11 protein-coding genes are annotated in these 14,632 nt (G+C 61.4%); 4 read left to right on the top strand and 7 right to left on the bottom strand.

The genetic code is table 11. The annotated features are described in order from the left end of the window. Window positions 1-9: 9 nt before the first annotated feature. The 3 genes from C1722_RS12825 to C1722_RS12815 form a co-directional block, all read right to left on the bottom strand. Window positions 10-639, bottom strand: a complete 630-nt coding sequence (locus C1722_RS12825) for a hypothetical protein (RefSeq protein ID WP_102379772.1) — start codon at window positions 637-639, stop codon at window positions 10-12. 124 nt (window positions 640-763) lie between these two features. Further along, complete coding sequence (locus tag C1722_RS12820; protein WP_102379771.1) at window positions 764-1,324, bottom strand: TetR/AcrR family transcriptional regulator; 561 nt, start codon at window positions 1,322-1,324, stop codon at window positions 764-766. Window positions 1,325-1,474: 150 nt separating this feature from the next. Beyond that, on the bottom strand, window positions 1,475-2,524 hold the full coding sequence (locus C1722_RS12815; RefSeq protein ID WP_102379770.1) for a hypothetical protein: 1,050 nt from the start codon (window positions 2,522-2,524) through the stop codon (window positions 1,475-1,477). A 552-nt stretch (window positions 2,525-3,076) separates the two neighbouring features. Here C1722_RS12815 and mnmA point away from each other — a divergent pair. The 3 genes from mnmA to uvrB all read left to right on the top strand — a co-directional run bounded on the left by mnmA (window position 3,077) and on the right by uvrB (window position 7,290). Further along, window positions 3,077-4,153, top strand: a complete 1,077-nt coding sequence (gene mnmA, locus C1722_RS12810; RefSeq protein ID WP_146040687.1) for a tRNA 2-thiouridine(34) synthase MnmA — start codon at window positions 3,077-3,079, stop codon at window positions 4,151-4,153. A 136-nt stretch (window positions 4,154-4,289) separates the two neighbouring features. Beyond that, window positions 4,290-4,889 (top strand): dephospho-CoA kinase, encoded by a 600-nt coding sequence (gene coaE, locus C1722_RS12805; protein WP_102379769.1) that lies wholly within the window; start codon window positions 4,290-4,292, stop codon window positions 4,887-4,889. Window positions 4,890-5,139: 250 nt separating this feature from the next. Then, window positions 5,140-7,290 (top strand): excinuclease ABC subunit UvrB, encoded by a 2,151-nt coding sequence (gene uvrB / locus C1722_RS12800; RefSeq protein WP_102379768.1) that lies wholly within the window; start codon window positions 5,140-5,142, stop codon window positions 7,288-7,290. Between the two features lies 1 nt (window position 7,291). Here uvrB and C1722_RS12795 read toward each other — a convergent pair whose 3' ends face one another. The 3 genes from C1722_RS12795 to C1722_RS12780 form a co-directional block, all read right to left on the bottom strand. Beyond that, complete coding sequence (locus tag C1722_RS12795; protein ID WP_102379767.1) at window positions 7,292-7,810, bottom strand: CBS domain-containing protein; 519 nt, start codon at window positions 7,808-7,810, stop codon at window positions 7,292-7,294. A gap of 44 nt (window positions 7,811-7,854) precedes the next feature. After that, window positions 7,855-8,937, bottom strand: coding sequence for an MFS transporter (locus C1722_RS12790; protein ID WP_102379766.1), 1,083 nt, complete (start codon window positions 8,935-8,937; stop codon window positions 7,855-7,857). A 1,129-nt stretch (window positions 8,938-10,066) separates the two neighbouring features. Next, window positions 10,067-11,398 carry an MFS transporter gene (locus tag C1722_RS12780; protein ID WP_102379764.1) on the bottom strand — a complete coding sequence of 444 codons (1,332 nt, stop codon included), beginning with the start codon at window positions 11,396-11,398 and terminating at the stop codon, window positions 10,067-10,069. Window positions 11,399-12,053: 655 nt separating this feature from the next. On the opposite strand from C1722_RS12780, the gene C1722_RS12775 reads away from it, so the two are divergent. Then, on the top strand, window positions 12,054-12,485 hold the full coding sequence (locus C1722_RS12775) for a hypothetical protein (RefSeq protein WP_102379763.1): 432 nt from the start codon (window positions 12,054-12,056) through the stop codon (window positions 12,483-12,485). Window positions 12,486-12,598: 113 nt separating this feature from the next. On the opposite strand, the gene C1722_RS12770 is transcribed toward C1722_RS12775, so the two are convergent. After that, on the bottom strand, window positions 12,599-14,368 hold the full coding sequence (locus C1722_RS12770) for an FAD-dependent oxidoreductase (protein WP_102379762.1): 1,770 nt from the start codon (window positions 14,366-14,368) through the stop codon (window positions 12,599-12,601). Between the last annotated feature and the right edge of the window lie 264 nt (window positions 14,369-14,632).

The raw sequence follows: 14,632 nt of genomic DNA, 5'->3' as shown, positions 1-14,632 counted from the left end.
CGCTCGCTGTTATTCGCTGTGCGCGGGGCAGTCGACCGTCATGGTGGCGAAAGAGGCTTCGACGCGTGCGAGCCGTTCGGCATCGTAGCCGATGCGGTCGATTTCGGCGAGGTCGGCCTTGTCCTTTTCGCGGTCGGTTGCCGCCTTGGCGGCGCGTACCGATTCGATGGTTGCCACGCCGATGCGCGTACCGTCTTCGAGTTCGCGCATTTCGACGAAGTCGGCCTCGGCGAGGCCCTCGATCGCGGCGACGAGCAGCGCATCGTATCCGGCGAACGAGCGGTGGAGCGCGTTTCTCTGGGTGAGCTTGCCGTCCTCGATCCTGAAGGGGGCGAAGCTGACCATGACGCCGTCGATGAGCGCATGCACGCCGTAATCCTCTCTTTTGGAATTGCATGCGATCTCCCGCGAATCGAGCGCGGCGTCGTAGAAACCCCGTGTTTGCAACCACGTGCGAACCGTCGGCATGTCTTCGTCGCGCACCGAGAAGTCGACGTCGTCATGACAACGGCCCGAGGCGTTGCCCGAGATGACCCAAGGTACCAGACCTCCTTCGAGAAACACCTTGCCGGCGAGTTCGGGCGCGAGCAGGACCTTGAGGGCCACCGCCTTCGCATCGGTAAAGCTCGTGGTTTCCATGGTCTTCCAATCTCTCGGTTTTCGGTACTTCAAACTCGAATCTCTCGAGCTTTGCTCCTGGTGCTCCGCATGCGGCTTTGCGCTCGTTTCGGATCGGCGGCTCGCGGCGGCTCGGATGGTCGTGCTACGCGCTTTTCGGAGTGGTCAGTCTCATGAGGTAGTGCGCCTTTTCGGCCACTTCGTCAATGCTGAGTTTGGGCTCGTCGAAGAGCCAGAGGCGGATGATGCCGACGAGGCCCGAGGCCACATAATGGAACAAGAACTCGACGTCCTGCTCGGCCATGTGAGGGTTCGCGCTTTCCCAATCGGCGTGGTACGCCTCGTAGAGAAACGAGATCACACGATCGATGAAGTTCCCCTCGCCGCGGTTCTGGAATGCGGCGCGGATGAGCACGCGATGATCGGAAGCGAATGCGATGAGGGCCGGCGCCATGTCGAACACATTGGCGGGAAGCTGCTCGACATAGCGTTCGAATCCTGCGAACAGGTCGTCTTGCATGGCAAGCAGCAGGGCGAATTGGTCGGAGTAGTACTTGTAGAAGGTTTTGCGCGAGATGCCCGCATCGTCGCAGATTTCGCTTACGGTGATCTCGGATGCAGGTTTGCACTCGAGGGCCCGCGAGAACGAATCGAAGAGGCATTGCTTGGTGTAGCGCTGCCGCGAGTCTTTCGGTTCGATGTACATCAGGGCTCCTCGTCGTTTTACGGTGGTCGGAAGGCTGCTGCTTTGCGCATTGGGCGATCGCCTGCCCTGTTCATTATAATCGCTTCCGCTGCACGGGCGGGCAAGGCGTTTGGCATTGCCGGAATCGTGGTTTTATCGAATGAGAATCCGTCAACGCCGCCCGGTCCTCGCGTGGGGGCGCCCGATGCTCCGCAGCAACCGCGCCTGCGCGAGCATCGTCCGCGCTTCGGCGTGAGCCGCCCAGAGCAGATACCTGAGCATGCGCTCGCGTTCGACCAGCTTGAGGACGAGCGCTGCGGGCGCGGCTCCCGAGTCGAGCCGCGTGCCGTACTCGGTGATCGAGTAGGCGTTGACTTCGAACCGTCCCGTCATGAGCATGGTAGCCGCGCAACCGAACTCGACGATCGGTTGCGCGTCCGCGACGCCCCTCGACTTCATCCGCTTGGCTTCACGGCTATTGTACGGCCTGATGGCGATATGATTCGCTCCGCTCGCGAGCGCGGTGTCGATGGTGCACTGGAGCTGGTGGGCGTTTTGACCCGGTTGGGCGAACGCGAAGTTGAGCGAAACGGTTTCGAAGGCCACTTCTTTCAATGCGGTAAGAGTCTCGGTGCAGACGGCGTTCGGCGAGACGGGGGCATCGGTTGCGCACGGCTCGGCAGCGCTCAGGTTGATGGCGATATGCGCGACCCCGGACTCTTTGAGCGTACGAAGCCGATCGGCAGTTACATCGGCCGATGCGAGTTCGAAACCCGTGCCGTTCGTAATGTCGAATCGCTCGCGGACCGACTGCATGAGGGCATCGACCTCCTGTTCGTCGAGCGCTGCGGTATTGCCCTTGATGAACAGCGTGGTGATGGTTTTCCGGGAGCCTGATTCGGCTTTGCGGAGGCGTCCGTCCGATACGCTGAAGGCGGTTCTCCAGGAAGCGGATCCTGCCGCATCGATCGCTCGGAGGATTTCGTCGAGAAGTTTGCGTTCGTCGCTCTCCCGCTGAGCGCGACTATGCGCGCCATCGTCGCATGCGCGATCGTTCAGGGGGGTGTTCGCGAAAGGAACGTGGATGTACATTCCCAGGTTGGCCGCCTCGGCGTAGTCGAAGTACGAACCCCGCTCGTGGGAAAAGCGCAGGGGTTTGATCGAGCTTAACTTGGTCGAACGTGACAGGCAGGCGTTGGCGAGCGAAGATACGGCTTTCATGGTTCCTCCCGTGATCGGTCGGGTGGTCGGTCGGTTCGGCGTCCGTGCATTGCCGATATTATAGACTTATGTTACTTAAGAAACAATAGACTATAAAAAAGAATGCAGGAGGACTCGATAGGGTGAGCTATCGCATTGTGCGCTCTTGGTTCGAAATGCGCACGGCACCGCGTTTCCATCGATGATCGGCAGGGTGAGCTGACGATACAAAAAATGCCGTCGTGAAGCGTTTTCGTTAGCCCCGGGTGTGCATTTTTGGGCACCTGAGGGCTTCCTCGGAGGCGTTCGAGAGCGCGTAAGGTTCTGATCTGGCGGTTCCGAAAGCGGGCGGAACGGCCTTCGCTGAAGCCGGGGGCGAAGGCTTCACAACGGCGTTTTTTTGTCCTTTTTAGCGGGTATTCCGTGCAAAAGCGTTGTCGGCATCCCCGTTTGCTTGGGGGCGAATTGCGGGATTGGTATACTGCTAGAAATCTTGGAACCGTTTCGGGAACCCGTGGCTCCCGAAAAACTTTCGGCGTGGGGATTTCCTGCGTGCGATACGAAAGGCGCTGTATGGACGGCAAGGCACAAGCAGGAACAACGCGCGTAGCCCTCGGAATGAGCGGCGGTGTTGACAGCGCCGTGTCGGCCGCCGTGCTCATGCGTGCGGGCTATGCGGTCGTCGGCGTTACGTGCCTGTTCGTTTCCGACGAGAAGTCGCAGGCGGCGGCCGAGGACGCAGCGGCGGTCTGCGCCCTTTTGGGCATCGAGCACGAGGTATGGGAGTGCGAAGGCGCGTTCGAGCGATCGGTCGTGCAGCCATTCGTGCGCGACTATGCCCAGGGGCTCACGCCGAGCCCCTGCGTTTCGTGCAACGCGCTCTGCAAGATGCCCCAATTGTTTGCGGCGGCCGATAGGTACGGGTGCGAAAAAGCTGCGACCGGCCATTATGCCCGCATCGCCCAATTCGAGGAAAGCGGGCGGTTTGCGGTGAAGGCGGCGCTCGACGCGTCGAAAGATCAAAGCTACATGCTCTCGCAGCTGACGCAGGCGCAGCTGGCGCGCCTCGTGCTTCCCCTGGGTGCAGCGACGAAAACGGACGTGCGCATGCTTGCGGCCGACCTCGGACTCCCGGTTGCCGATAAGCCCGAGAGCCAGGATATCTGCTTCATCGACGGCGATCACCTATCGTTTCTCGAAGAGCGGGGAGTTGCGGATGCGCCGGGTGTCATCGTCGATGCGCGGGGGCAAGCGCTCGGCCGCCATAACGGGCTTTTCCGCTATACCATCGGTCAGCGCAAGGGGATCGGCATTGCGGCGCCCGAACCGTACTACGTGATCGGCAAGCGCTTCGATCGAAACGAGCTCGTGGTCGGCTTCAAGCGCGAAACGCTTATCGGTACCGTTCGCGTCGCTCGTCCGAACTGGCAGGCGATCGAATCGCTCGATGCTCCGCTTGATTGCATGGTGAAGCTTCGCTACCGCAGCATCAAAGCCGCGTGCACGGTAACGCCGTGCGACGGGGGCTCGGTCGACGTTCGCCTGGTGAGCCCCCAGCCGACGACGGCGCCCGGCCAGCATGCGGTTTTCTACCTGGGCGAAACGGTGCTCGGCGGCGGGATGATCGAGGCGGTGGGCGACGGCTCGTAAGGCGGGCTGGGCGATGCCCGGCTCCGGCTTCGCAAGGCGCGAGGGCAACGTCTTGTCGCCCTGTCTTTTGCTGTGCGGATCGCTGTGATATGATGCGCGAAGGAATGCACGGGCAAGCGCGAGGAGGTCGCAGGACATGAAAAAGATCTTCATTATCGGCGGTATGGGCGCCGGGAAGTCGATGGCGACCAAAGCACTCGTCGAGGAGGGATTGCCGTTCATCGACCTCGACGAAGTGGGGCATGAGGTTCTGACGCGCGATTACGTGAAGGCCGATCTGGTCGAGGCGTTCGGCGAGGATATCCTCAACGCCGAAGGCGAGGTCGACCGCCCCGCGCTCGCCGCAAAGGCGTTTGTCAACGAGATTCAGACGAGCCTGCTCAACAGCATCACGATGCCCCGTATCGAAGAGACTTTCGCCGACCGCATCGACGATCTTGCGAAGGAAAGCGAAGCGGTCGTTGTCGAATACTCCGCATTCAAGAACAGGAGCATTTCGCTTGCTGCCGATGCCGATTGCATCATCGCGGTGCTCGCTCCGCTCGACATGCGTATCGAGCGCGCCGTAGCGGCGGGGTGGGATGAGGAAGACGTCAAGCGCCGTATCGCGCGGCAGATCACCGACGCCGAGCGCATCGAGGTGGCCGACGTGGTGTTCCATAACGATTCCACTCCCGAGGATCTCAAGCGCCAGGTTGTCGAGTGGTGGGACGCCTTCAAGGCGGGAAACGCCTAGGACGAAACCGCTGGCTTTTCAGGTCGGTCGGCCGGATGGGGCCGCCGGTTCCGCGTTGCCGTTGGTTCCGAAAAGCTAACAGTTCGGTACAATCTTCACGAACATCTGTTCACTTCGCGTAGCATGTGGTACGCTAATACCCTTATGCGTACATGCGCCTGATCGACCGCGCGCGTGCGCGAAGCTTCGCGCACGGCGGCTTCGCGCGGCGCTTGTCGAATCGAACGTTTGACATGGGATCGGAGGAGCGATGGCTCACCTTTCGAATATAGATGGTATGGAGATGGCGGGCAAGCCGCAGGAGGTTCGCCTTGCCTCGACGCCGTTTCGCGCGGTGTCGCCGTTCGAGCCGGCGGGCGATCAGCCTCAGGCGATCGAGCGGCTTGCTGAAAACGTCGAAAACGGCATGCGCTACCAGACGCTTCTGGGCGTGACGGGCTCGGGTAAGACCTTCACCATGGCGAAGGTCATCGAGGCCACGCAGAAGCCAACGCTCGTCATGGCACCGAACAAGACGCTCGCGGCTCAGCTCGCTTCCGAGCTCAAGGAATTCTTCCCCGACAATTCGGTCGTGTACTTCGTCAGCTACTACGACTACTACCAGCCTGAAGCCTACGTGCCTTCGAGCGACACGTTCATCGAGAAGGACGCTTCGATCAACGAAGAGGTCGAGAAGCTGCGCCATGCGGCAACCTCGGCGTTGCTTTCGCGGCGCGACTGCATCGTGGTGGCGTCGGTGTCGTGCATCTACGGTATCGGCAGCCCGATGGACTACGCCGGCATGGCCGTGTTCGTCGACAAGGAAAAGGAGATGGATCGCGATACGGTCATCCACGACCTCATCGACATCCAGTACGACCGAAACGATTACGAGCTCAAGCGCGGTACGTTCCGCGTGCGCGGCGATAACCTCGACGTGTTCCCGCCCTACGCCGACAATCCCATCCGCATCGAGTTTTGGGGCGATGAGATCGAACGCATCGCCGAGGTCGACAACGTGACGGGCGAGGTGTTGAACGATTTCGAGGCGCTGCCGTTGTGGCCCGCGTCGCACTACGTGACGGCGCGCCCGAAGATGGACAAGGCCATCAAAACCATTGGCGAGGAACTGCGCGACCGCTTGGCCCAGTTCAAATCCGAAGGCAAGCTGCTCGAAGCGCAGCGGCTCGAAATGCGCGTCAATTACGATCTCGAGATGCTCGAGACGATGGGTTTCTGCTCGGGCATCGAGAACTATTCGCGCCACATGGACGGCCGCGATCCGGGCGAGCCCCCCTACACGCTCATCGATTACTTCCCGAAGGACTTCCTCTGCATCATCGACGAGAGCCATGTGACGGTGCCGCAGATCCGCGGCATGCACGAGGGCGACCGCAGCCGCAAGATCACGCTCGCCGAGCACGGTTTCAGGCTTCCGAGCTGCCTTGACAACCGCCCCCTCCGCTTCGACGAGTTCGAGGAGCGCGTCCCGCAGTTCGTCTACGTGTCGGCGACTCCCGGCGATTACGAGGAGAAGGTATCGCAGGACAAGGTCGAGCAGATCATCCGCCCGACAGGGCTTCTCGATCCCGAGATCATCGTACGCACGTCGGCTTCGCAGATCGACGACATCATCGACGAGGCTAAGGAGCGCGCGGGGCGAGACGAGCGCGTTCTCATCACCACGCTCACGAAGAAGATGGCGGAGGATTTGACCGATCACCTCCTCGATCAGGGTGTGAAGGCCCGCTACATGCACTCCGACATCGCAACGCTCGAACGTGTCGAGATTCTTCGCGATCTGCGTCGCGGCGAGTTCGACGTGCTCGTGGGCATCAACCTGCTGCGCGAGGGCCTCGACTTGCCCGAGGTTTCGCTCGTTGCGATCCTCGATGCCGACAAGGAAGGGTTTCTGCGCAATCACCGCTCGCTCATCCAGACGATCGGCCGCGCTGCCCGTAACGTTTCGGGCCAGGTCATCATGTACGCCGACAAGATCACCGATTCGATGCGCCTCGCCATCGACGAGACGCGCCGCCGCCGCGAGATCCAGATGCAGTACAACGAGGAGCACGGCATCGAGCCGCAGACCATCCGCAAGGCCATCAACGACATCATGAGCTACGTGAAGGACGAGGTGGGCAACACCACCGCCGAGCAGGTGAACCTCGAGCTCGCGGCGCTTTCGCGCGAGGAGGTGCTGCGCATCATCTCCTCGATGGAGGACGACATGGTGTCCGCTTCCAAGAGCATGGACTTCGAGGAGGCCGCCCGCCTGCGCGACCAGGTGGTCAAGCTGCGCGCGCAGGTCGAGGGCTCGAGCGAGGACGACGTCCTCAAGCGGCTCAAGAAGGACGCCCGCAAAGGCAGCGCGTTCGGAAACCGCAAGCACGCCGCCTACGGGTCGAGCCAGCGGGCGTAGGCTAAGCTGCGTCCGAGGCGACCCTTTTCGGGAGCCCGGCGAATTCCGCCAAGAAGTAGCGTACGAGATCGGAGCGGCTCACGGTTCCCGCCAGCTTCCCGCCTGAAACGACGGGCACCTTCTTGATGTGCGGATCGGAGAGCGCGAGACAGACGTCTTCGACCGAAGCATCCGCCTCGATGCAGACGACCTTTTTCGTCGCAAGCTCCATAACGTTCGCCTTGAGCAGGTCGGGTACCCGCTCGGCCAGATCGCCCCGCTCCGCGATCGACAGGTAGGCGTACAGCGGATCCATCCGCTTGCGCTCGCCGCCGGTGAGGTAGCGCATGACGTCGCCGTCGGTGATGAAGCCGACCACCGCATCACGCGTATCGACGACGGGCACGCCGCCCGTCTGGGTATTCACCATGGTGTCGATCGCTTCGAGCACGGTTGCGGTGTTTGCAACCCGATAGGCGTCCGACTTGCCGATCAGAGAAAGGATGGGAGCAGCCTTTGGCGTCTCGGCGCTATCCGCCATATCTTCGGTGAGTCCCGGTGCGCCTTTGTGCGCGTAGTACACCGCTACGAGGAACNGAGCCCGACGCCCGCGTACACGAGCACCGATCCGACCAGGACGGGAACGAGGGCGGCGCTCATCGAAACGAAGGCGATGGCCACCTGCCCGATCGCTATGATACCGAATCCGATGGGGAGCAGCGGCCATGCGCCGATCTTGTCCATGACGCGTCCGCCGAAGATTGCGGTCACCGAGTTGACGAGGACGGGAACGAGGATGAGGAGGCCCGATACGAGAGCGGTGGCTTCAAGGGAGCCCTGGTAGTACAGGGGGAGCAGCACGCTCATCGAGAACGTGGTCATCATGGCAACGATCACGAGCGGGCAGGCGAGCGCGAAGCGTGGATTCACGAGCGGAGAAAGATCGATGAGCGGTTCGTCGAGCTTGCGCTGCCTCAGTACGAAAGCGGCGATCGTCGCTGCTCCTGCGATGAGGCCGGTGAAGCCGACGAAAACATCCGACGTGAACGACGAAAGACCGTAGACGAACGCCGTCAGGCCGATCGCTGCGAGGGCGACCGACGGGGCGTCGAGTACAGTGCGCTCGGTGTCGAGGATGCTCTTCACAGCGAAAGCGCCAACGACGACGATGACGGCGATGGCGACGGTGGGCAAGAAAAAGATCGACCTCCATCCGAGATAGGTGACCATCAGCCCCGAGATAACCGGCGCGAACGCGGGGCCGAGCGTGATGCAGCAGCTTCCGACGGAAAGGAAGGTGCCGAGCTTCTGCTTGGGCGCGATGACGAGTACTGCGGTCATCATCAGGGGGATGAAGATGCCGGTTCCGACCGCTTGCAGCAGGCGGAATACGAGCAGCAGCGGAAAGGTCGGCGCAACCAGGCATGCAGCCGAGCCGATAACGAGGAACGCCGATCCTGCGAAGAACAGCGTGCGAACCGAGAACCGCCGCGAAAGGTAGGCCATGCAGGCCACGATGATAGCCGTGACGATCATGTATCCGGTGACGAGCCATTGGGCGAGCGCGGAATCGACCGAGAACGCGGCGATGATGTCGACGAGTGCGACGTTTACGATGTTCTCGTTGAAGGCGGCGACGAATGCCGATGCGTAGAGAACCGCCAGCATGGGCAGCAAGTTTTTCTTATTCAATTAAGCATGATCCTTTCTATGGCTCGGCGAGGATCGAGAGTAACCGCCTCTCGCGCCGAGCTCGAACGAGCGTCTATTCTAGCGAAGAGCGGGCAGCGTTCGTAAGCGTTATTTTGTGGAGATTCGGGCGACGGCGGGCAGCGTTTGCACGGGCAGACCGGGCAGCGTTTGCACGGGCAGACCGGGCAGCGCAAGCGCGGGTGGGCGTTGCGGGTTTTGCTGGGCTCCGGTCGTCGCGGCAAACAATCATCGTATCGCAAACGCAGAACGCCAATAGCAATCCGCCGCTCTAAAGACTCGATCGGATGCGTATCGATGGCAGTTTGGTGGCGGATGGCTCTGGATCTGGCAGAGAATTCGACCTGTGTCAAAAGATAAGGTAGTAAGTATCGCACGAGGGGGTTATTGCGATTTTGCCACCTGGTGTTTTCTTGCGGGTAGCCATATTATCAATAAAGTAAGTCATTCCTGAATTGACACAGGTCGAATTCTCTGCCAGATTAGGCGATGCCACTGTTAAGTCAGGATTGGCATGTGTCCGTTCGGAGGTTTCAAAACGTCGGCTCCCCTCAAGAGCTATGCGGAGGCGCGCCAATGGCGTTTTGGCAGCGGAAGGCCATGCGGGCCGTTAGCCCCCATCGGCCTGCGCTTGTATGGCTCCTGCCGACGGGTCGTCAGCAGGAGCGCCTAAGAGATGGCAACAGTTGGTTTTCGGCCACCGAAACGAGTGCGATAGGCGCCTGCGCATCCACCCGATACCGGTATTGACGATCGTGTCTTGAGCGTGCGTTCAAGACACGAGTCGATGCGGTTAAACGTAGCTTTGCTTTCGAGCCTGTCGGGCTCAAGGGCGGCGAATGTGGGCGCTCGATATGCGTCTGCCTGCTTGCATCTGCGCTCGAAGCAGGTCATACGGATCGCTCTGCTCGTGAAGGCAGAGTCGGAAAGCCCGAAGAACCCGAAGAACCCGAAGAACCCGAAGAACCCGAAGAACCCGAAGATCGACGCCGCGCCGCCGATCACATCAGCGAGCCTTCGAGTTGGGCACCGCGCCGCCGACTCCTTGTCGGAAAACGGCGGCGGCGCGGAGATCTTGCCGCTGCTGCTATTCGCAGGTTTCGGCAATGCGGTTTGCAGTTCCGTCGGCCGCATCTGCACCCGGCTGTCCGTCCCCGATGCCCTCGGCAGCAGCCGTATCGAGTGCCCGGACGCTCTTGGGCAGGTAGAGCACAAGCCCCAATGCCAAACACAGGATGCCGTCGACTAGGAAGAACGGCGCGATGCCGATTGCCTCGGCAGTCACGCCGCCGATCGCCACGCCAAGCGGTGAGGCGAGGCCAATAGCCGCGGTGGTGAGTCCGAGCGCGCGGCCCATCTTCTCCTCGGGCACGTTTTTCTGCACGAGGGTGATGAGCGGACCGTTGAACCAGGCGCACGCGACGGCCATGACGGCGCACAGTGCGACGAACACCCAGAACATGTTCGGCGTGAGCAGGCCGCATACAGCTGTCGACGCGCCGACGATGATGGCGGCCACGGCCATAAGGCCGGCAAGGCGCTTGCCGCCGCCCCACGCCATGAGGATGCCCGAGCCGACGAGCATGCCTACTCCGAACGCCGCTTCGGTGATCGACGCGGCGAAGCCGTCGCCCCCGAAGTGGTCGTAGGTCATGAGCGGGAACATCGCGCCCAGAGGCCCGAACACCATCATGCCGAGCGTGATGCCCACGATCAGTATCATGAGGCCGCGGTTCACCGACAGCGCCTTCCATCCGTCTCGCATGTTGGCGAGCACATGCTGGTTTTCCGTCGTTTCGTCGTGGATGGTCGGGATCTTTGCGAGTGCCAAGCCGAGCACGGCTACGCAGGCTCCCAGAAAGTCGAGGAACATGACCGAATAGAACCCGATAACGGTGTAGAGGAAGATGCCGAACGCCGGCGCGCCGATGCTCGCCATGCTCATGAGCAGCTGGTCGAGCGTGTTGATGCGCAGCAGGTGCTTCTCGGGCACGAGCAGCGGCATGGCCGCCATCATGGCGGGGCCGTGGAAGGCCTGGCCGATACTGCGGGCGATGATCATGACGATGATGAGCCCGAACGATGCCTTTCCGAGCAGGATGAAGATGCCGAGTACGAGCGAGATCACGCCGACGCCCATGTCGGCGACGATCATGACGATCTTGCGGTTGTATTTGTCGGCGATGACGCCGCCGAAGGGGGAGAGCAGCCCTTGGGGCAGGTAGGCGCATATGGTCGCGGCGGCGAGCATGAGGGCGCTGCCGGTCGTCTCGGTGATGTACCACACGGCAGCGTATCCTGCAGCGTAGCTCGTCACCATCGAGACGGCTTGACCCGCCCAGATGGTCGCGATAATCGCGAGCCAGCGCTTTGGCAGGGGTCGGCCCGCTGCGCTGAGTACGGTTGTCGATTCCGTCATATGATGAAACTCCTTGTTCTCGTTCGATGTTTAGTAGCGCGCTTTCAATTTCAGTGTGGGGTTGCGGGGGGAGCCTTGCCAGCTATTCCTGTTGGAATTTTCCGCAACTATCGGGTGCGGATGCGATGCAACTGTGCTGATCGGAGGCGCTCTGCCGCCACGGAAGTTCCGATTGCGCCCCATGATGGGCAGGCGCAGGGCAAGTGAAGCGATAGAACCGAAGCAGTGCAAGGTGATTCGCATCCGCATGCCGAAGCACGCGTGATGTCGCGGACAAGTCTCTCGTACCCTAGCGGGTTAAAGAAACATGTGATGAATCCCTGCCATAATCTCCTCGGTTCCTCTCGGATCGGTGCGAGGCTGGCATCTCGATTGCCGATTGCCGCCGTCGATCCGTAAACGGCCTTGAGTTTACCATGAGAAGGGACGATGATCGACGAATAATTGCGCAGCACGCGAGAAAAAGCGGAGAAACGGAAAACATACGGCATTGCGGAGAAAAATGGAAAGCTTGCTTTACATTGCGAGAAGAGCTGTCTATACTATATGGAAAGCTAGCTTTCCATTTTAGCCATAAGGTGCATTCGAGCCCGTATCTGTCGAGAGAGGTGCGAGGCGGTGTTCGAGTGGAACCGCACATTCTAGGAGGATCCCGATGGCCACTGCAACGAAAAGTCGGACGACATCGGTCGTAACGCTGTCAATTGGGTTTTTGTGCCTGCTCGTCACGGTGGCGCTCGGTCTCAACATCGGCGGCGCTGCCGATATGTTCCCTACGGCGGGCAAGGCGGTGTGGGGCTTCGGCGGCTGCACGGTTGCACTTTTGATCTGCGGCATCGCATCGTGGCTCCATAAACCGACGTCAAGCGAGCTGGTGAGCGAAGCCGACGAGCGCAACATCGCCATACGGTCCCAAGCCGCCGAGAAGGCGTTCACGCTGCTTTCGGTGCTCGTGCCTATCGGGGCGCTCGCCTTGTTCGTCTCCGATCAGCTGAGCGTCGCCGGCGTGTTGATCATGATCGGCCTTGAAGTGGTTGCGTTTCTCGGCTACCTGTTGTGGATCGCAAAGATACAGCGAAGCATGTAGCGTTCCATACGCGCTGGAACGCACGGGTCTGAAACGGGCGAAGCCCGACTGGCGTTTGAGGGAACGCGCCGGTCGGGCTTCGCTGAAGAAAAGCGGGTACGGTCGGGTGATCGTTATTCCCAGGGTGAGAGCGCCGTGGCGTTCATTCCGGCGATGTAGGAGAAGGCGAATCCGGGGCCGAGCGTGCCGCCCGCGCCGTTGTAGAACAGGCCGGGCCCGCCGATGCCGGCGTTGTTGCCCGAGGCGTACAGGCGCGGGATGACCTCGCCCGTGACGCTGATGACCTCGGCCTTCTCGTTTACCTTCAAACCGCCCTTCGTGCACATTGGGTACGGCTCGCAGATGACGCAGTAGAACGGGCCCGCCTCGATGGGGGCGAGGCACGATTCGGGTCGCGAGGTGCCGCCCTGGTCCCATTTCGTCTCGCCGCGATGGAATTCGGGATCGACGCCTTGCGCAGCGTACTCGTTGTACGACTGGATGGTTTTGAGGGCGGTTTCGCGAGCGTAGGCATCGCGGAAGGGAATCTGGTCGAGCAGTGCCTCGAGGGTGTCGGCCTGGTAGGCCACCCAGGAGCATACGTCGCCGTTTGCGTCGCGCATGGTCGAGTTTTCAGCATCGGCGACGGTGGAGTCGCAGATGTAGAACGCGGGGATGTTCGTCCAGCTCGTTCCGTAGGTTGCACCCTCTTCGTCACCCGAGAGGCCCAGATCGCGGCCCCAGAAGCCATGCCAGAGCGAGTCGTAGTCGACGGCTTCGTCCATGAAGCGGCGCCCGAACTTGTTGAGTACGCACGATCCAGCCTTGCACATCAGGCCGTAGAACGTGCCGAGTCCGAAATCGTTGTATTCGGTGGGGGCGTCGCACCACTCGTGATAGGGCATGTCGGCAGGATCGACGCAGACGACCTGGCCCCATGCATAGGACATGAGGTCGAGGTCGGCACCGACCGCCTGCCCCATGAGGATGCCCTCGCCCTTGCACGTGGCAACTTCCATCGTGCGGTTTGCGGGGATCTCCATGTACTGGCGTTTCATGTCGTCGTTCCAGCCGAAGCCGCCGGCACCTAAGATGACCGCCTTCGACGCTTTGATGCTGATCGTCTTGCCGTTCTTGGTCTCGGCTTGCAGGCCGATGACCTCGGCGGTGCCATCATCGGTCGTGCGGGTGATCAGGCGTTTGGCGGTCGTGTTGGTGAGTATCTCTCCGCCGTACTTCTCGACGATGCCGTTGGCGAGCGGGTCGGTGACGAACGCGCCCGACGAGGTGGTGCCGAAGGCCCCGGTCATCTGGCCGGCTTCGGTCGACTGCTTGCCGACGGGAGCTATGGTGCGCACCTGATCCTTCGCACCGGGGAACACGTCGTAGTGATAGTCGATGCGGGGGCTGATCTCCCAGGACAAATCGGCGGTTTCGGCGAGGAAGTCGATGGCTTCAGGCCCATAGGTTAAAAATGCATCGAGGATTTCGGACGTTGATTTGCCCGCAGCCGTCGCCGTGACGTAGGCGAGCGCGTCGTCGCGGTTGTCGAGCCCGTCGGCCATCGCCGTCGAGTTGAGCGGCATCCACGTCTGGCCGTTCGATGTGGCCGTCGTGCCGCCGGTTTTGTCGGCGGCCTCGATGATGATCACGCGATCGCCCTCGGCGGCAGCCTTGCCCGCACCGGTGAGCACGGTTCCCGACCCGACGACGGCCACGTCGCATTCGTAGTCCCACGACTCGGGTACGCCGACGGCGGCGTTTGCGGTTGCTCCCTGCGGAGCGCAGCCCGCAAGCGATGCCCCCGCTGCAGCTGCGGCGGCTACGCCGAGCGCTCCGAGAAACCCGCGGCGCGTCAGGCCCGCGGCGGTTTGGCCCTGCTCGGTTTTCATTACGTTTTCCATGATGGTCTCCTTGACTGACGGCGAGCGCCCAAGCGGTCTATGCGCGCTTGCCGTACAACCCCTCGTGTTCCCTCAAAATATCGATCGGACCCCGTGTCCGATCCGTCCCGCTTGGCGGCTGCTATCGTAGGGCGGTAAGGGGGCGGGGAGAATGGCCTGTATGGGGGTATTTGCTGAAACATTTGGTTGAACAGGAAAAACTTAATTATTATCACCCTGATCGGGTAATTGGCGATCGAGCCGAACGACATGAAAAGGTAATGC

This window comes from Raoultibacter timonensis, from assembly GCF_900240215.1.
GTDB classification, from domain to species: Bacteria; Actinomycetota; Coriobacteriia; order Coriobacteriales; family Eggerthellaceae; genus Raoultibacter; species Raoultibacter timonensis.
The sequence above is the reverse complement of the archived record's forward strand: the minus strand, read 5'-3'. Positions and strand labels throughout refer to the sequence as shown.